The organism is Streptomyces sp. NRRL F-5630 (assembly GCF_000719475.1).
Taxonomy (GTDB): domain Bacteria; phylum Actinomycetota; class Actinomycetes; order Streptomycetales; family Streptomycetaceae; genus Streptomyces.
In genome coordinates this window covers 91,118-108,776 of sequence record NZ_JOGO01000004.1, presented here as the reverse complement: position 1 = coordinate 108,776, position 17,659 = coordinate 91,118, and the positions used below count along the sequence as shown (strand labels likewise).

The window sequence follows — 17,659 nt, the reverse complement described above, 5'->3', positions numbered from 1 at the left end:
GGCCCCCTCCCGCGCCCCTCAGCGCCCTTCCTGCGAACCGGTCGGCCTGAACCGGCCCCGGCAGGGGCAAACGGCTGAGGACCGGCGGAAGAGAGCCGGCCGGGAGCGCGCCCGGACGGGCGCCGAATGTGGGGGGTACCGATGTCCGTATCCGTGCCGGCGAGACCGGCCGACGAGCGCACACCTCGCGCGGGGTTCACGCTGCCGCGCGGCAGCGCGGGTGCCCTGGGCCGTCTCGGGGTGCTGACCGCCACCCAGGCGGGGCTGCTCGTCGGCGCCGGGCTGCTCATCACCGGACCGGCGAAGCACGTGTGGCCGATGACCGCCGAGGACGCGATCGACGAGGGGCTGGAGGAGATACGCACCAGCACTCTCACCACCGTCTCCTCGGTCGCCTCGGAGGGCGGCAACACGCTCACCGTGATCATCGGCACGCTGCTCGTGTGCCTCGGGCTGCTGCTGATCCCCCGGCTGCCGCGGTGGCGCCAGGCGGTCTTCCTCGCCGTCGCCGTCTCCACCCAGGCGCTCGTCTTCCTCGTCATCACGCTCTGCGTGGACCGCGAGCGGCCCGACGTGCACCGCCTCGACGCCTCACCCCCCACCTCCTCCTACACCTCCGGGCACACCGGGGCGGCCACCGCGCTCTACACCGGTCTGGCCGTCCTCGTGCTGACCCGGATGCGGTCGCCCTGGCGCCGGGTGCTCGCCGGTCTCCTCGTGCTGCTGCCGCTCCTCGTGGCCCTGGCCCGGCTCTACCGCGGTATGCACCACCCGACCGACGTCGTCGGCGGGCTCGTCAACGGCCTGATCTCGGTGGCCGTCGCCGCCCGGCTCCTGCTCGTGGACGCCACCGTGGCCGCCGCGCCGCACGCGGCGACCGAGGCCCCCACCGGCACGCCCGCCCTCGCCGAGGGCACGGTCTTCGTCGTTCACAACCCCTCCGTGACCGGCGCGGGCGCCCGCGAGGAACTGCGCGCCCTGCTCGGGCGGCACGGCAGGAATGACGTCGAGTTCCTGGAGACCACCCCCGAGGACCCCGGCCCCGGCCAGGCGCGCGAGGCGGTCCGCCGGGGGGCGGCGCTCGTCGTCGTGTGCGGCGGCGACGGGACGATACGGGCCGTCGCCGGGGAACTCGCCGACACCGGTGTGCCGCTGGCCCTCGTACCGAGCGGCACGGGCAACCTCCTCGCCCGCAACCTCGGTCTGCCCCTCGACCCCGCCAAGGCCCTGGAGTCCGCCCTGACCGGGCGCACCCGCCGGGTCGACCTCGGCCGCGTCGAGGGCGACGGGCTGCCTCCCACCGGCTTCGCCGTCATGGCCGGAGCCGGGCTCGACGCCGCCGTCATGGAACGCACCGGGGACCGCGCCAAGTCCGCCCTCGGCTGGCCCGCCTACGTCCTCGCGGGGATGGAGGAGATCGGCGGCGGCCGTACCGAGGTGACGCTGCGCCTGGACGGCGGCCCGGCGCTGCGCCGCGAGGCGCGCATGGTCCTCGTCGCCAACGTCGGCACCCTCCAGGGCGGCGTCCGGCTCCTCCCGCAGGCCAGCCCCGAGGACGGCCACCTCGACCTGCTGGTCCTCGACCCGCGCGGCGCCGGCGGCTGGCTGCGCGCCCTGCGCACCCTGCTGAGCCACAAGGACGGCGCGGCGGCGGGGCAGGAACTGCCGCCCGTCGAGTACTTCCGCTTCCGGCACGCCGAACTCACCTTCGCCACCCCGCAGCCGCGCGAGTACGACGGCGAGAGCGCCGCGCGCGGCACCCGGCTGACGGTCTCCGTGCTCCCCGGCGCGCTCACCGTCCTCGTCCCGCGCGAGAAAGGGGCCGCGCCGGACACGCCCCCGGCGACGCGGGTGGTGACCGAGTAGATGGGCACCGTCTCGAAGGTCCCGGTGACACGGGACATGACCGGTGAGGAGCTGTCCGCCGACGAGGCGCTGGCCGCGCTGCGCCGCTACGGACGCTGGCAGCTCGTCAGGGACTCCTTCGTCCGCTTCCGGTACGCGGACGGCTTCACCAACGCGCGCGCCCTCGCGCTCCAGACCGTGCTCGCCGTCATCCCGCTCGTCATCGCCTTCGTCGGCCTCTCCACCTCGCTGCACACCGAGAACCTGGGGCGGCTCGCGCAGCTCACCCTCCACAGCGTCGCGGCCGGGCCCAGCACCCAGGTCGTCGACGAGGCGCTGGAACGCGGCGAGCACGCGGCGGGCGACGGCGACGAGATCGCCCTGTGGTTCGGCGCGATCTTCTCGCTCGTCAACGTCACCACCGCGATGTGCCAGATCGAGCGCGGCGCCAACCGCATCTACGGCAACGAGCGCGACCGCCCCTTCCACCTCAAGTACGGGCGCGGCCTCGTCATGGCCCTCACCGCGGGCCTCCCGCTCGGCCTCGGCTTCGTCGTCATGATCGCGGGCGGCGACCTCGCCGCCGCGGCGAGCACCGTCTACGGGCTCGGCGGGCAGGCCCGCACCGTGTGGGAGTACGGGCGCTGGCCCGTCGGGCTGCTGCTCGCCCTCATCGCCGCGAGCGTCGTCTTCCGCAGCGCGCCGCGCCGCAAGCAACCCGGGTACACCTGGCTCGCGTTCGGGGCCGGCGTGTACCTGAGCCTGTGGACCCTGCTGACCTGGCTGCTGAGCCTGTACCTGCGCCTCAGCGGCTCCTTCGACACCGTGTACGGGCCGCTCAGCGCCTTCATGTCGCTGCTCCTGTGGGCGTACCTCACCTCGGTGGCCCTCTTCCTCGGCCTCTCCTTCGCCGCCCAGCTCGAAGCCTCCCGCGCCCATGTGCCCGGACCCGTGCAACCAGATCCCGGAGTGTGACCCGTGTCCTTGCCGCGCCGCCTCGCCGACCGCTACCGGCGGCCCGCCGACCGCAGATTCGGTGTCCGGCTGCTCGGCGCCGCCGCCGTCACCGCGCTCGCCGCCGTGCCCTTCGGGCTGCTCGTGGTGCTCGTGGAGACCAAGTGGCAACCGCTGCACAGGGTCGACGCCGGTGCGGCCGGCCGGCTCAACCGCCTCGCGCTCGACCACCCGGCGTGGACCTCGGCACTGCGCTTCCTGTCGGACCACGTGTGGGACCCGGTGACGCTGCGCCTCGCCGTCGCCGTCCTGACCTGCTGGCTGCTGTACCGGCGGGCGTGGCGGCTCGCCGCCTGGTCGGGGGTCACGGCGGTGGCCGGGGGGGTCGTGGGACTGCTCGTGAAGCTCGCCGTGGAGCGGGCCCGCCCCGTCTTCCAGGACCCGGTGGCGCACGCGCCCGGCTACTCCTTCCCCTCCGGCCACGCGATGACGGCCACGACCTCCTTCGCCGTCCTCGTTCTCGTCCTGCTGCCCTTGGTGCCGCGCGCGTGGCGGCCCGTGTGCTGGGCGGTCGGCGTCGTCTCCGTCGTCGGAGTGTCCTTCACGCGGGTCGCGCTCGGCGTGCACTGGTTCAGCGACGTCGTCGGCGGCTGCCTGCTCGGCCTCGTGGTCGTCGCGGCGACCGCCTGGGCCTTCCGGAGCTGGCGCGCCGACACCGGGCACACCGGCGAAGCGCTCAGGGAGGGCCTGGAACCCGAGCTCACCGAGCCGCACCCGGAGCCGGACCCGCACGAGAGCAGGCCCGTCGGCTCCTGAGCGCGGCGGCCGGGGGCTTCACCCGTCCTCGCCGAGCGGCCGCTCCCCGCCTGCGGCGCCGTGCACGCTCCGCCCCTGGCGTGCGGCGCGGTGCTCACGGCCCGCCGCGCGGCCGTCAGGCAGGGTGGGCGACCGCGCGGCCTCCTCGTCCCGTCCTTCCGGAGCGCCCCCGGCCGTCCCTCCCCGCTCCGCCCCGTCCGGGTGAACACATGGGCCCCGGATGTTTCGCTTCCGCTCCCGGCGGATACCCGCTCGGAGCGGCCTCCACCGCCTCCGGCGGAGCGGAGCGCCGCGCACGACAGCGAGGAGAGGCGGCCACATGTCCGACATCCCGGCGACGACCACGGACTCGGGTGCGCCCGTCGAGAGCGACGAGCACTCCCTCACCGTGGGAGCGGGCGGGCCGCTGCTGCTTCAGGACGGGTATCTGATCGAGCAGATGGCCCAGTTCAACCGGGAGCGCATCCCGGAGCGGCAGCCGCACGCCAAGGGCAGCGGCGCCTTCGGCCACTTCGAGGTGACCGGGGACGTGACGGCGTACACGAAGGCGGAGGTGTTCCAACCCGGGACGCGCACGGAACTGCTCGCCCGGTTCTCGACCGTGGCGGGGGAGCGGGGCAGCCCGGACACGTGGCGCGACCCGCGCGGTTTCGCCCTGAAGTTCTACACCTCGCAGGGCAACTACGACCTCGTCGGCAACAACACCCCGGTCTTCTTCATCAAGGACCCGATGAAGTTCCAGCACTTCATCCGCTCCCAGAAGCGCCGCGCGGACAACAACCTGCGTGACCACGACATGCAGTGGGACTTCTGGACGCTCTCGCCCGAGTCCGCGCACCAGGTGGCCTGGCTCATGGGCGACCGGGGCATTCCGCGCACGTGGCGGCACATGAACGGCTACGGCTCGCACACCTACCAGTGGAGCAACGCGAGCGGCGAGCGGTTCTGGGTCAAGTACCACTTCAAGACCGACCAGGGTCTTGAGTACTTCACCCAGGACGAGGCCGACCAGATGGCCTCGGCGGACACCGACTACCACACGCGGGACCTCTTCGAGCACATCAGGGACGGCGAGTTCCCGAGCTGGACGCTGTACGTGCAGGTCATGCCGTACGCGGACGCCGAGGGCTACCGCTTCAACCCCTTCGACCTCACGAAGGTGTGGCCGCACGGCGACTACCCGCTCATCGAGGTCGGCCGCATGACGCTCGACCGCAACCCCACCGACCACCACGCCGAGATCGAGCAGGCGGCCTTCCAGCCGAACAACTTCGTGCCGGGCATCGGCCCGAGCCCGGACCGGATGCTCCTGGGCCGCCTGTTCTCCTACGCGGACGCCCACCGCTACCGCATCGGCGCCAACTATCAGCAGCTTCCCGTCAACGCCCCGGTCGTCCCCGTCCACTCGTACTCCAAGGACGGCCAGATGGCCTTCCGCAAGACGACGGACCCGGTCTACGCGCCCAACTCCAAGGGCGGCCCGGCGGCCGACACCGAGCGCTTCGGCACCCCGCCGAGCTGGCACGCGGACGGCGAGATCACCCGCGCCGCCTATGTGAGCCATGCCGAGGACGACGACTGGGGGCAGGCGCACAAGCTGGTACGGGAGGTCATGGACGAGGCCGCGCGCGAGCGGCTCGTCGAGAACGTCGTCGGCCACCTGCTCAACGGCGTCACGGAACCGGTCCTGGAGCGCGCCTTCGCCTACTGGCGGAACATCGACGAGGAGACCGGCACCCGCATCGAGGAGGGCGTCCGCGCGAAGGCGGGGGAACGCGACCCCAAGGCGGAGAAGCAGGCCAACCCGGCCCGCGAGTCCATGCAGCACAAGGCCTGAGCCCACGCCCCTCCGGCCCCGCCACCCGCTCCGGGCGGCGGGGCCGTCCCACGCCCGGCCGCTGTGCCGCCCCGCGCCCGCTCGGCCCGTGTGAGCCATCGCGCGCCCGGCACCGCTGTGGTGCCCCCGGTCCGTGTCCGGTTGCCGCCCCCGGGGTCCGTGACCGGCCCCGGGCGGCTTACGCGACCGGCCGGCTTGCTTAGAATCTCCGCATGTTGGCCTACGCCCCCGCGGCCGTGACGTTCCTCGTGTTCTGCGTGGGGGTGCTCAGGGACCGTCGCCGCTTCAGCAACGCCGTCCTCCTCGGCCTGTCCGTCGTCTTCGCCCTCGCCGCCTGGTGCTTCACGCTCATACGCGACGACACCCTCGCCGGGCGGGACGTGGCGGTGGCGGCTGTCGTCGTCGGCGCGCTGTGCGTCCTCGTCCCCGCCCCCTTCCTCCTCGCCAACGGCGTCACGATGGTCCGCAAGGAGGGCCGCGGCCCGGCCAACCTGCTCTCCCTCCTCGCCGGGCTCGGGCTGCTCGCGCTCGCCGCGCTGCTCGTCACCGCCTTCGTCCTGCACGCCCGCACCCTGCTCGTCCTCGCCGGTACGGTCACCGCGATCGCCGGGTACTTCGGCTTCCTCTTCGCCTGCATGCTCGCCTACGCCTTCCTCTACGGGCACGTCCGCGTCCGCCGCAGGACCGACTACGTCGTGGTGCTCGGCGCGGGCCTGCTCGGCGGCGAACGCGTCTCGCCGCTGCTCGCCGCCCGGCTCGACCGGGGACTCGCCGCGCACCGCACGCTCACGAAACGAGGGCGTGAACCACTCCTGCTCCTCTCCGGCGGCAAGGGCGGCGACGAGGCCGTCTCCGAGGCGGAGGCGATGGCACGGTACGTGCGGGAGAAGGGCTTCCCCGAACGGCTGCTCGTGCGCGAGGAGCACTCCGCGACGACCGGCGAGAACCTCCGCAACAGCCACGCGCTCATGGCGAAGGCGAAGCCCGGCTACCGCTGCGTCGTCGTGACGAGCAACTACCACGTCTTCCGCACCGCCGTCACCGCCCGCCGCGCCGGTGTGCGCGGCCACGTCGTCGGGGCGCCGACGGCCTCGTACTTCTGGCCCAGCGCCACGATCCGCGAGTTCGTCGCCCTGCTCGTCGACTACCGGCGCACCAACGCGGCCCTGTGCCTCCTCCTCGTCCTCGGCGGGACGCTCGTGTGGTGGCTGAGCCGGTAGCGGGCGCGCGAGGACGAGCGACGCCCGCGAGACCGGCCGCCGCCGGAAGGCGGCCTCCGGCACCGAGGAGCGGCCGGCGGGCCGGACGGCGGGGACGCCCGGGAAATTTCCGCCGCGCGCGTCGTGCGCGGCCCGCCACCGGGTACACGCTCGGCGTCCTCGCCGGGGCTCACCGGACGGGGTCCTCGCCGCACCCGTACCAGGAGGCCCCGATGCCCCGCACCGCCCACCGCCCCTCCGTCCGCTCCCGGCTGAGCGCCGCCGCCCGTGAGGTCTTCGGCTGGGAGGAGTTGCGGCCCGCCCAACTCGGCGCCATGGAAGCCGTGATGGCGGGCGAGGACACCATCGTCGTGATGCCGACCGGCGCGGGCAAATCCGCGGTCTACCAGGTCCCGGGTCTCCTCCTGGACGGCCCCGTACTCGTCGTCAGCCCGCTCATCGCGCTCCAGCGCGACCAGGTCTCCGCCCTCGGCCGCAGCGCCGGGGCCCGCGCCTCGGCCGTCAACTCGGCGCAGCGGGCACGCGAGAACGCCCAGACCTGGGAGCGGGTACGCGAGGGCGCGCTCGACTTCCTCTTCGTCTCGCCCGAACAACTCGCCAAGCCCGACGTGCTCGCCATGGTCGGTGGCGCGGAACCGGCCCTCATGGTCGTGGACGAGGCCCACTGCGTGTCCAGTTGGGGCCACGACTTCCGCCCCGACTACCTCGCTCTCGGCCGCGTGCGCGAGCGGATCGGGCATCCGCCGCTCCTCGCCCTCACCGCGAGCGCCGCGCCGCCCGTGCGCGCCGACATCCTCCGCCACCTCCACATGCCCGGCGCCCGTGAGATCGTGGCCGGCTTCGACCGCCCCGAGATCCACCTCGAAGTCGTCCGGCACCAGGACGAGGAGGCCAAGCACCGCTGGGTCGTCGAGCGCGCGGCCGCCGAGGCGAAGCCCGGCATCGTCTACGCCGGGACCCGCAAGGAGACCGAGCGGTACGCGGAGGAACTCTCCGCGCTCGGCTTCTCCGGCGCCGCCTACCACGCCGGGATGACCGGCGCGGCCCGCTCCGCCGTCCACGACGCCTTCCACGCCGGGGAACTCGATGTCGTCGTGGCCACCTCGGCCTTCGGCATGGGCATCGACAAGACCGACGTGCGCTTCGTGCTGCACGCCTCCGTACCGGGCTCGCTCGACGCGTACTACCAGGAACTCGGCCGCGCGGGCCGCGACGGGCGCCCCGCCCGCGCGATCCTCGGCTACCGCCCCGAGGACCTCGGCGTCCAGCGCTACCGCGCTTCCGGCCACCCCGACGAGGCCGCGCTCGCCGCGTTCATGGACCGGGTCCGCGCCCACACGGGCCCCGTCCCGGCCACGGTGCTGCGGGAGGAGACCGGGCTGACCCACTCCGCACTCACCTCGCTCGTCCACCTGCTCGCCGAGGCCGGAGGGCTCCTCCTGGAGGAGGCGGGGATACGCGCGGTGCCCGGTGCGCGGAGGGACACCTGCGCGCGGGAGGCGGTGCGCCTCGCCGAGGCCCGTACCCGCCTGGAGCGCAGCCGCGTGGAGATGATGCGCGGCTACGCGGAGAGCGAGGGCTGCCGGCGACGGGTGCTGCTCGGCTACTTCGGCGAGGACCTCCCGGCGGGGGAGTGCGCGGGCTGCGACAACTGCGAGGCGCACGAGCGCGAGGACGAGACGCGGGGGCCCGCCGTCCTCGCCGGGACCGGCGGGCACCTCGCACAGGCCGACGAGAGCACCGCACCGGCCGACGAGACCGCCGCGGGCCCCGAGTTCCCGCCCGGCACCCGCGTCAGCCACCGCACCTGGGGCGAGGGCGAGGTCATGAGCGGCGAAGCGGACCGGCTCACCGTGCTCTTCGCCGAGGCCGGTTACCGGACCCTGTCGCTCGACGCGGTGCGGGAGCAGTCGCTGCTGACTCCGCTCGTCGGGGCCTGAGCGGCGGGCGCGCCCCGCGCGGGAAGACGGCGGCGAAGGGGGTGTCCGCGCCTGCCCGGACGGGCGGGGCGGTGCCGGTGGCCCCCTGGATCGTCCTCAGACGCTCTGTTCCGCGGAGGGCCGTTCGGCGGCTCCGCGCGGAGCAGCGGCCGGTGTGGACGGGTGCGGTTCCTCCGGCCGGACCAGGAGGAGTTCGGTGCCGCCCGCCCGGATGCCCTCGGCGGCGGCCTCCGCCAGGTCCTCGTCGGTGATGACCACGTCGAACGAGGTGAGGGGGGCGACGCGGTACTTGCCGAAGGTGCCGTACTTCGAGGAACCCGCCACGAGGACGGAGCTGCCCGCGCACTCCATGGCCGCCTCCTTGACCTCGACCTTCAGCTCGGAGGGGGTGGTCACCCCTCGCAGCCGGTCCCAGGAGCTGGTGCTGATGAAGGCCAGGTCGAGGGCGAGCTGGCGCAGGGTGCGGGCGGCGAGGCGGCCGACGCTGGAGCGGTTGGCCGGTTCGACCCTGCCTCCGACGTGGATGACGTCGAGGTGGGGGGAGGCCATGAGCAGGCCGGCGGTGGTGAAGTCGTTGGTCACCACTGTGAGCGACTCGCGGCGGGCGAGAAGCGGCACCATCGCCGACAGGGTGGTGCCCGCGTCCAGGTAGACGGTCATCCCGTCCCGGACGAGTTCCGCGGCGCGGGCCGCCATGGCCTGCTTCTGCGGTTGCTCGACGGCGGTCTTCGTCTGGTAACTGGGCTCGGTCTGCACCGGACTGGCGATGCGGACCCCGCCGGGGACGGAGAACACCAGTCCCTGGCGCTCCAGTTCCGCGATGTCGCGGCGGACCGTCATGTGGGAGACGCCGAAGAGCTGGGTGATCTGCTGGACGCTGAGCACCCCCTCCCGCCGCAGGTGCCGCACCAGCAGTTCGCGCCGTTGATCGGGGATCAGGGACGGGGCTGCCTCTTCGGCCATGGTGTTCTTTCCTCCTGTCGGCCGGACCCGGCCGGTGCCGGTCCTGATCGATTGTGCCGCCTCGGCCGGGCTGCCGTGCCCGGACGAGGCGGCGCGGGCCCCCGCGGTGGGGTGCGCCGTGGGGAGGGGGCCCGGGGCCGGGTCTCCTCAGCCGCCCACGAAGGTACTCAGGAGCAGGACACCGCCCAGGCTCAGCAGCGACTGGAGGGAGAGCATGAGGGTCCAGGTGCGGAAGGTCTGCGGCACGGTCAGCTGGAAGTACTCCTTGAAGAGCCAGAACCCGGAGTCGTTGACGTGCGACAGCATCACCGCGCCGGAGGAGGTGGCGAGCACCAGGAGCTCGGGCGAGAGCCCGGGGTAGGCGCCGATGAGCGGAGCGACGATCCCCGTGGCCGCCGCGACGGCGACCGTGGCCGAGCCGAGGCAGACGCGCAGCAGCGCGGCGACGAGCCAGGCCAGGATCAGCGGCGGGATCGACCAGTGGACCGCGTAGTCGGAGATGAGCTTGTCGATCCCCGTGGCGGTGAGCATGGCCTTGAGGCCGCCACCGGCTCCGAGGATGAGCACGATCCCGCCGACCGGCCCCAGCCCCTTGCCGGCCATCTTCTGGAGCTGGCCCAGGCCGAAGCCGGAGCGCAGGCCCAGCGCGAAGAAGGCGAAGACGACCGCGACCAGCAGGGAGATCACGGGGGAGTCGCACGCCTCGAAGAGCGCGTACGGGGCGGTGCCCTTGGCCGTGTGGGAGGTCCCCACGGTGCCTATCAGCATGAGCACCGGCGGCAGCAGCACGGTGATGAGCGCGAGCGTGAACGAGGCCGGGCGGCGGCGGTTCTCCGGCGCCGGGTCGGGCTCCGGCACCGGGCCACGGTCCAGGTCGGGGGCGGGGCCGAACCAGCGGCCGGCGACCTTGGTGAGCAGCGGACCGCTGAGGACGGCGATCGGGATGCCGATGATCAGGCCGTACATGATCGTCAGCCCGGTGCTCGCGTGGTACGCGGAGACGGCGAGTGTGGGGGAGGGATGCGGAGGCAGCAGCCCGTGCGAGATGTAGAGCCCGGCCGCCATCGGCAGCCCGACGTACAGCAGGTGGGTCTTGGTGCGCTTGGCGACCGCGTACACCAGCGGGACGAGCATGACGAAGCTGACGTCGAACAGGTGCGGCATCCCGATCAGCAGGGCCGCCGCGGTGATCGCCGTGGGCACCCACTTCACGGGCCGGGAGCCGATGAAGGCGGTCGCGATGCGGTCCGCGCCGCCGGAACCGAGAAGGATGCCGCCCAGGATGGTGCCGAGCCCGATGGTGGGGCCGGTGCTCTTGAGCGCGTCCCCGAAGCCGTCCTGGAAGTGCCCGACCGTGTCGGCGGGGCCGATGCCGGCCGCCAGCCCGAGGCCCAGCGCGGAGAGCATCAGCGCGAGGAAGGGGTGCAGCTTGGCCTTGGTGATGAGCAGGATGAGGACGACGACTGCCGCCGCGCCGAGGAGGAGGTGTTGCAGGTCCGTGCTCATGGCAGGGTCACCGTCGCCGTCGTGGCGGCGTGCGCGGACCGGGAGGCCAGGCCTTCGGTCCAGGCGGTGAGCAGGTCCGGCTCGGGGTCGGCGAGGTCCGCGATGCCGATCAGCTCACCGGCCGGCACGTCCCGCGCGAGGGTGGTGCCGGCGGCCAGGTAGAGAGGCGCGACACCGGCCGGCACCTCCTCGTCCCGCAGCAGGACGGCCTGCACCCCGGTCACGTCGTGGTGGTGGCCGCCCATGTCCAGGACGGTCCCGGCGGGCAGCTCGCGCCGCGCGCGCCCCGCGAGGACCGCGTGGGCGCGCGGGTCGGTGCCGCCGGAGGGCCGGTGGTGCAGGACGGCCGAGAGGAGGGAGACGGGGGTCTCGACGCCCATGAGGTGGTACGGCAGGTAGATCGCGGCGTAGCGGCCGTCACGGCTGAGCACGTGCCCCTTGCCCCGCAGGATCTCCCACGTCTCCGGATCGGTGGTGCGCACCACCACGAAGACGCCGCCGGCGAAGGACGCCTCGCCGGGCAGCCGCAGCGCCCGGAAGACATCGACGGCACCGGTCCGCTCCAGGACCCCGCCGTCCTCGCGCGGTGCGTAGATGTCGGCCAGCTCCGCGATGCGGGCCACGGGGTAGTGCAGCAGCTCCGTGTCGGGGCGGAAGCCGGTCTGGGTGGCGACGACCGCCATCTCGCAGTAGTCGGCGGTGGCACCCACCGGCAGAGCGGACACGGCCTCGGCCCGTGCGGCCAGCGTGGCGGGTACGTCCTCCCCCAGCTCCAGCAGGCCGTTCAGGCCGGGCGCGGGCACGGTGGTGTCCAGCTGGGTGACGGTCTCGGCGGCGGGGTCGAGGACGAGGTCGTACTCGCTCGACTTGCCCACGGCCACGATGTCCAGGCCCAGCAGCCGCGCCCAGGTGATCAGGCCGATCAGGTTCGCCGGCTGGTCGCCGTCCGCCGTCGTGCAGACGACGCCGTTCTCCTCGGCCAGGTCCGCCAGCTTGAGCCCCGCGACCGAGTCGACCTCCTTGCTGACCAGCGCCACGTGCCGCTTCGAGGTCAGCGCCGCACGCGCCATCGCGTACCCGTGCGCCGGGCTGCCGGTCGCCTCGACCAGGATGTCCCACTCACCGGCGCCCAGCAGCGCGCCGTCCGCGACGAGGGCGAGGGCGCCTTCGCGGCCCGCGGCCGCCACCTCGTCCTCGTCCTCGCACACCCGCAGCGTGTCCCGCTCGTAGCCCAGCTCGATCAGCATGTCCTTGAGCCGCGCCACCTCCCGGTCGCACAACACGGCGGGGACCAAGCGGTCGACGCGAAGGGTCTGGGACAGCAGGGTCCTCGCGAAGCCGCCACCGGCGCCGGACAGTGCGTAGCGCACTGTCCGGTCGCTGTCTTCGGCGAACAGATGGCGCAGGTTCATAGGGGTTTCTCCTCAGTGGTCGCGCTCGCGCACGGCGCAGGTGGCGCGTGGCGCGATGGCTCTGCTCCCGGTGACCGCTGAGCACCTCCGTCCCTGGGGCGGGCGAGTGCGGGCGTCACAGCCGAGCTGATTAACAACATGTATCAGGAGATCCCATACACGTAAAGACTGGTAACATAAATTCACATCACGCTGTTGGGGTGCCCTCTCTCCGGAGGGAGGCCGTCCTGCGACAGCACCTGTCCGCCCACGCAAGGAGCCCCGATGCCGACCCTCGGAGCCATCGCCGACGACTTCACCGGAGCGACGGACCTCGCCACCACGCTGGTGGCGCGCGGCTTCCGCACGGTGGTGACGGTCGGTGCCGCGCCTCTCGCCCCGCCCCCGGCGGGCGGCGGAGGCGCGGCGGACGCGGTCGGCCGCGCGGTGCGCGACGCGGACGCGGTGGTGGTGGCCCTCAAGTCGCGCTCGGCCCCCGCCGAGGAGGCCGTGAGCGACTCCCTGGCCGCGCTGGAGGGCTTGCGGGCCGCCGGGTGCGCACGCTTCTACTTCAAATACTGCTCCACCTTCGACTCGACCCCCCGGGGAAACATCGGTCCTGTGACGGACGCCCTTCTCGACGCCCTCGGGGTGACGGGTCCCACCGTCGTCGTCCCGTCCTTCCCCGCCACGGGGCGCACCGTCGTGGACGGGCTGCTGTACGTCCACGGCGAGCCGCTGGAGGACAGCCCGATGCGGCACCACCCGCTGACCCCCATGCGGGACTCCGACGTGGGCCGGCTCCTGCGTCCGCAGACCCGCCGTCCCGTCTCCCTGATCGCGCTGGGGAAGGTCCGCGAGGGCCCGGCGGCCCTGCGGGACGCCCTCGGCGTGCCGGAACTGTCCGGATCGCTCGTGGTGGTCGACGCCGTCACCGAGGAGGACCTGGGCACGATCGCCGCCGCGACCCCGGACCACCCGCTGGTCACCGGTGCCGCCGGTCTCGCCGCGGGACTTCGGGGCCCGCGCGTCACGGCGGCGGCACCGGGCCCGGACACGGCGAGAGCCCCGGCCGCGTCACGGCCCGGCGATCCGGCGCTCATCCTCTCCGGGAGCGCGAGCGCGGCGACCCGGGCGCAGGTGGCCCACGCGCGCGACGCCGGTCTCCCGTGCCGCAAGCTGGACCTGGACGCTCTGCGGGGGGACTTCGAGGCGGCCGTGGAGGACCTCGTCGCCTTCGCCCGGTCCTGCTGGGAGGAGTCCACCGACCGGCCGCCACTGATCTACGCGGTGGCCGACCTGGCCGACCTGGAGACGGGGGACCGTGACGCGGGGCCCGGAGGCGTTCCCGCCTCGGCGCTGGTGGAGAAGGCGCTCGCCGCCTGCGCGGAACGCCTCGTCGCCGCGGGGGCGCGCAGAGTCCTGGTGGCCGGCGGCGAGACCTCGGGAGCGGTCGTGACCGCCCTGGCGGTGCGGGCCCTGTCGATCGGGGCGCCGATCGCCCCCGGCGTCACCTGGGCGAGCGCGCGGAGCCGCGTGGACGGCCGGGAACACGGCGTGGACCTGGCCCTGAAATCCGGCAACTTCGGCGCCACCGAGATCTTCACAGAAGCATGGAGCACCCTCGCATGACCTCCCAGCGCGCCGCGCTCGCGGCAGCCGGCGCCCACCTCGCGGCGCTCGGGCTGAGCCCGGGCTCCTCCGGCAACCTCAGCGTCCGCGAGGGAGACCGCGTCTACATCACGCCCACCGGGACGGACCTGTCGCGCATCGACCCCGACGCGCTCACCGTCCTCGACCTCGACGGCGGCCTCGTGTCCGGCCCGCGCCCCTCCAAGGAGTTCCCGCTCCACACGGCCTTCTACCAGCGCGACGCGGAGGCGCGGGCCGTGGTGCACCTCCACTCCCGGCAGGCGACGGGAGTCTCCTGCTTGGAACCCTGGTCGGACAAGAGCGCCCTGCCGCCCCTGACCCCCTACTTCGTGATGCGCGTGGGCCAGACACCCCTGCTGCCCTACGCGCCGCCCGGGGACCGTGAGCAGGCCGCGCGGATGCGCGCGCTGCCCTTCCCCTTCCGCGCGGCGCTCCTCCAGAACCACGGCCCCGTCGTGACGGGCACGAGCGTGCGGGCGGCCGTCGAGACGATCGTGGAACTGGAGGAGACGGCTGGGCTCCTCCTCTCCCTGGGCACCCGTCCCGCGCGCTCGCTGACCACCGAGGAGGCCCGGACCCTGGCCCACCGCTACGGCTCCCCCTGGGAAGGCTGACCCCGGCCCCCGGCCGGCCGAGGCCGCGTGCTCCCCTCGCCGCTCGCACCACCGGAAGGCGCTCGGGACATGGGCCCTCGCCGCGCCCGCACCGCTCTCCCCGCGCCCGGATTCAGCCGGTGGCGACGAGTTCGACCTCGAAGCCGTCGCGGTTCTCCAGGTAGGCGGCGTACTGGTCGGGACCGCCCGCGTGAGGGTGGCGGTCGGGGAAGAGGAGGGTCCAGCCGTGCGTGAGCGCCTTGTCGGTGAGGGCGTCGACGGCGGTGCGCGGGCCCGCGTGGAAGGCAAGGTGGTTGAGACCGGGGGCGAGGCGGTCGTGACGCGGGCCGGAGAGGGCGGGGGACTGCTCGAAGACCAGGTACGTGCCGTCGAGACGCCAGCTCCGGCCGGCCTCCCACTCCTGATGGGGCGTGTAGCCGAGCGCTTCGAGGAGCCAGGCCCAGTCCGCGACGGCACGGGGCAGGTCGGGAACCCAGATCTCGACGTGGTGCAGGCTTCCGGGAGTGGGCGGCACGGCGGGCTCCTGTGACGGCTCGGGGAAGAAGTACGGGAACTGTACGGGCCGGGGCGGCACCCTGTCAGGGCGCCGCCCGCTCCGGCGATGCGACGCCCTCCGGACCCTCGACCGCCGCCCCCCGCCTGCGCTACGGCGTGCGCACCTCGAAGGCCAGGTTGTGCGCGCCCGTGAAGAAGACGCGGGACTCCGCCGTTTCGTCGTGGCGGGCCGCCGGGATGATGTCCGTCTTGTTGCGGTCGATGATGTCGCCGCCGATGCGGCCGAGCGAGACCGGCACGTCGTGGGCCGGGACGCGGAGGTAGAGGTCCCAGCGGGTGTGCGGGGCCGCCGCGGGTCTCGCGGGCGGGAGCGTGAAGACGAGGCCCGCGCCGTCCGGGCTCACGGGGAGACTGAAGTCACCGGATTCGCCCTGGCGCGAGACCGCCACGACGACCGCGCCCGTCGCGGGCACGGGCAGTGCGGCGCGTACTGTCGTCCCCTCCTCGCCCACCGTGATCCGGGTGACCTCCGCGTGCGCGGGGCGCCGCCAGGCGCGTACGGCGAGGAAGCCGTCCACCGTCGCGTACGGCAGCGCGCTCACCGTCTCGCCGTCCGCCGCCGTGAGCGGCGGGCGCCCCACGCGCCGGGCGCGCTCGGCGACCTCGCACACGAGCCGCTTGCGCCCCCGCGTCGCTCCGCGCGGCACGAGGTAGCAGTCCCAACGCCCCTCGGCGAGCGGGTGCGTGAGCGGGTCGAGCGTGACGCGGACCTCGCTCGCGCGCCCGGCCGGCAGCGGGACGCGCACCTCGCGGCCCTTCGGGTCGCGGCGCAGCCGGACGAGCAGGTCGAGTTCGCCCCAGGGGAGGGAAGTGGCGGGGAAGCGGAACACGATCTCGCCGTCCGCTCCCGAGCGCGCCGAGGCGAGCGGGCGGGTGTCCGCCGCGCGGCGGGGCGGTGTCGTCCGTACGGGGCGGAGAGCGGCACGCAGCCTGCGCCACCACGGGACGGGGGCGGCCTTGGCGGGGGCGCGGCGTCCGGCGCCCAGCGCGTGGAAGAGGTCCTCGTACCGCTCGGCGACCCGCTCCGGCGCGAAGTCCGCCGCGCGCCGCAGTGCCCCGGCCGCGAGCCGCCCGCGCAGCTCGCGGTCGCTCATGAGCCGGTCGAGCGCGAGCGCGTAGCCCTCGACGCCGGAGTCGAGCGGGACGAGGACACCGTCGCGGTCGTGCGTGATGATCTCGCCGGGGCCGTGCGGGCAGTCGGTGGCGATCACGGGGACGCCGCAGTGCATCGCCTCGACGATCGTCATCCCGAAGGACTCCTTGTCCGAGGAGACCGCCGCGATCGAGCCCTTGGCCCACTCCGTCTCGATCGGTGCGACGGACCCCATGAGCAGGACCCGCTCGTAGAGGCCGAGGCGGTCGATCTGCTCGCGCAGTCGCGCCAGCTTCGGGCCGCGCCCGTAGAGCCGCAGCGTCCACGTCGGGTGCGCGTCGGCGACGCGCGCGAAGGCGTCGACGAGGCGGTCGTACCGCTTGACGGGAATGAGCCGCCCGGCCGCCACGATCACGTCCGCGTCCCGCGCCGAGCCCTCGACGACGGGCGCGGGCACGCCGTTGGGGATGCAGCGGATGCGGGTGGGCACGTCGGGGAGCGCGGCGCGGTAGGCGGCGGCGTCGGCCTCGGAGACGGTGACGAAGGCGTCGAGTTGCCCGATGACGCCGTTCTGCGCCGCACGGACCGCGTCGCTGTGCCCCGCGAGGCTCAGGTGCTCCTGCCCGACGCGTACGCAACGGCTCTGCCCGTCGCGCGCGAGGTAACCGTTGAGGTCGGGCCTTGTCGCGATCACGACGTCCGCCCCGGTCGTGCGGAGCCAGTGGCCGATGCGCTCGTCGTGCAGCGCGGAGTAGGGGGTCCCGGCGGAGACGCGGGGCGCGGCGGGCCCGGGGAACATCGTGGTGGGGCGCTGCGCGAGGGGACCCGTGGTGAGGGCCCGCGAGCCGGGACGCGTGTCGATGAGCGTCGTCATCCGCACGCGGGGGTCGAAGGGGATCGCCGGGGCGTCCTTCGAGCGGTGGACGCTCACGACCTCGACCTCGTGGCGGTCGGCGAACGCGCGGGAGAGGTTGGCGGTGGAGCGGATCGTGCCGCCGATGCCGTAGGCGTTGTTGATCAGGAAGGCGATCTTCACGTGGCTTCTCCTGGCACGGAAGGGCGGGACGGGGGGAGGGGAGCGGGGGAGTGGACGCCGGGGGAACAGCGGGGGTCCTGCGGGGGGAGCCACGGCGAATTCACATATCAGCACAAAACGGGCATAACGCGAAGGTGAGGGGGCGGCGGGCGTGTCCCCGCCGACCCCGGACCGGCTCCGTCTCGTGGCGCGGACCCTGGTCAGGCGCGGCGGGTGGCGGGACGCTGTCCGGCCCG

The 17,659-nt window shown here is 73.9% G+C and carries 13 protein-coding genes; 8 read left to right on the top strand and 5 right to left on the bottom strand.

Annotated features, from left to right (window positions below; all coding sequences use genetic code 11):
* Positions 1 to 141 precede the first annotated feature (141 nt).
* From IF99_RS0103030 to IF99_RS0103005, 6 genes are all read left to right on the top strand, one after another.
* Positions 142 to 1,866, top strand: a complete 1,725-nt coding sequence (locus IF99_RS0103030; RefSeq protein WP_030994725.1) for a diacylglycerol kinase family protein — start codon at positions 142 to 144, stop codon at positions 1,864 to 1,866.
* Entirely contained in the window at positions 1,867 to 2,820 is a 954-nt protein-coding gene (locus IF99_RS0103025) for a YihY/virulence factor BrkB family protein (RefSeq protein WP_030994724.1), read from the top strand. It abuts the gene before it with no gap.
* Positions 2,821 to 2,823: 3 nt separating this feature from the next.
* Complete coding sequence (locus IF99_RS0103020; protein ID WP_030994723.1) at positions 2,824 to 3,615, top strand: phosphatase PAP2 family protein; 792 nt, start codon at positions 2,824 to 2,826, stop codon at positions 3,613 to 3,615.
* A gap of 319 nt (positions 3,616 to 3,934) precedes the next feature.
* Positions 3,935 to 5,452 carry a catalase gene (locus tag IF99_RS0103015; RefSeq protein WP_030994722.1) on the top strand — a complete coding sequence of 506 codons (1,518 nt, stop codon included), beginning with the start codon at positions 3,935 to 3,937 and terminating at the stop codon, positions 5,450 to 5,452.
* Positions 5,453 to 5,664: 212 nt separating this feature from the next.
* Positions 5,665 to 6,672 (top strand): YdcF family protein, encoded by a 1,008-nt coding sequence (locus IF99_RS0103010; protein WP_030994721.1) that lies wholly within the window; start codon positions 5,665 to 5,667, stop codon positions 6,670 to 6,672.
* A 212-nt stretch (positions 6,673 to 6,884) separates the two neighbouring features.
* Positions 6,885 to 8,612 (top strand): RecQ family ATP-dependent DNA helicase, encoded by a 1,728-nt coding sequence (locus tag IF99_RS0103005; RefSeq protein WP_030994720.1) that lies wholly within the window; start codon positions 6,885 to 6,887, stop codon positions 8,610 to 8,612.
* A 96-nt stretch (positions 8,613 to 8,708) separates the two neighbouring features.
* Here IF99_RS0103005 and IF99_RS0103000 read toward each other — a convergent pair whose 3' ends face one another.
* The 3 genes from IF99_RS0103000 to IF99_RS0102990 all read right to left on the bottom strand — a co-directional run bounded on the left by IF99_RS0103000 (position 8,709) and on the right by IF99_RS0102990 (position 12,493).
* On the bottom strand, positions 8,709 to 9,575 hold the full coding sequence (locus IF99_RS0103000) for a DeoR/GlpR family DNA-binding transcription regulator (RefSeq protein ID WP_051703337.1): 867 nt from the start codon (positions 9,573 to 9,575) through the stop codon (positions 8,709 to 8,711).
* Between the two features lie 147 nt (positions 9,576 to 9,722).
* A complete protein-coding gene (locus IF99_RS0102995; RefSeq protein WP_030994718.1) occupies positions 9,723 to 11,081 on the bottom strand; it encodes a gluconate:H+ symporter in 1,359 nt (452 codons plus the stop codon).
* Positions 11,078 to 12,493 carry a homoserine dehydrogenase gene (locus IF99_RS0102990; protein WP_030994717.1) on the bottom strand — a complete coding sequence of 472 codons (1,416 nt, stop codon included), beginning with the start codon at positions 12,491 to 12,493 and terminating at the stop codon, positions 11,078 to 11,080. The genes IF99_RS0102995 and IF99_RS0102990 overlap by 4 nt, the downstream gene beginning before the upstream one ends.
* A 264-nt stretch (positions 12,494 to 12,757) precedes the next feature.
* On the opposite strand from IF99_RS0102990, the gene otnK reads away from it, so the two are divergent.
* Positions 12,758 to 14,104 carry a 3-oxo-tetronate kinase gene (gene otnK / locus IF99_RS0102985; RefSeq protein ID WP_030994716.1) on the top strand — a complete coding sequence of 449 codons (1,347 nt, stop codon included), beginning with the start codon at positions 12,758 to 12,760 and terminating at the stop codon, positions 14,102 to 14,104.
* Entirely contained in the window at positions 14,101 to 14,739 is a 639-nt protein-coding gene (locus IF99_RS0102980; protein ID WP_030994715.1) for a class II aldolase/adducin family protein, read from the top strand. The genes otnK and IF99_RS0102980 overlap by 4 nt, the downstream gene beginning before the upstream one ends.
* Positions 14,740 to 14,851: 112 nt before the next feature.
* Here IF99_RS0102980 and IF99_RS0102975 read toward each other — a convergent pair whose 3' ends face one another.
* The gene (locus IF99_RS0102975; protein WP_030994714.1) at positions 14,852 to 15,253 is read right to left on the bottom strand and encodes a VOC family protein; all 402 of its coding nucleotides are present in this window, start codon (positions 15,251 to 15,253) and stop codon (positions 14,852 to 14,854) included.
* A 130-nt stretch (positions 15,254 to 15,383) separates the two neighbouring features.
* Complete coding sequence (locus IF99_RS0102970; RefSeq protein ID WP_030994713.1) at positions 15,384 to 17,423, bottom strand: glycosyltransferase; 2,040 nt, start codon at positions 17,421 to 17,423, stop codon at positions 15,384 to 15,386.
* Between the last annotated feature and the right edge of the window lie 236 nt (positions 17,424 to 17,659).

Coding starts and splice junctions, on each gene's coding strand:
- IF99_RS0103030 (WP_030994725.1), top strand. CDS start 142: ATGTCCGTATCCGTGCCGGCGAGACCGGCCGACGAGCGCACACCTCGC.
- IF99_RS0103025 (WP_030994724.1), top strand. CDS start 1,867: ATGGGCACCGTCTCGAAGGTCCCGGTGACACGGGACATGACCGGTGAG.
- IF99_RS0103015 (WP_030994722.1), top strand. CDS start 3,935: ATGTCCGACATCCCGGCGACGACCACGGACTCGGGTGCGCCCGTCGAG.
- IF99_RS0103010 (WP_030994721.1), top strand. CDS start 5,665: ATGTTGGCCTACGCCCCCGCGGCCGTGACGTTCCTCGTGTTCTGCGTG.
- IF99_RS0103005 (WP_030994720.1), top strand. CDS start 6,885: ATGCCCCGCACCGCCCACCGCCCCTCCGTCCGCTCCCGGCTGAGCGCC.
- IF99_RS0103000 (WP_051703337.1), bottom strand. CDS start 9,575: ATGGCCGAAGAGGCAGCCCCGTCCCTGATCCCCGATCAACGGCGCGAA.
- IF99_RS0102995 (WP_030994718.1), bottom strand. CDS start 11,081: ATGAGCACGGACCTGCAACACCTCCTCCTCGGCGCGGCGGCAGTCGTC.
- IF99_RS0102990 (WP_030994717.1), bottom strand. CDS start 12,493: ATGAACCTGCGCCATCTGTTCGCCGAAGACAGCGACCGGACAGTGCGC.
- otnK (WP_030994716.1), top strand. CDS start 12,758: ATGCCGACCCTCGGAGCCATCGCCGACGACTTCACCGGAGCGACGGAC.
- IF99_RS0102980 (WP_030994715.1), top strand. CDS start 14,101: ATGACCTCCCAGCGCGCCGCGCTCGCGGCAGCCGGCGCCCACCTCGCG.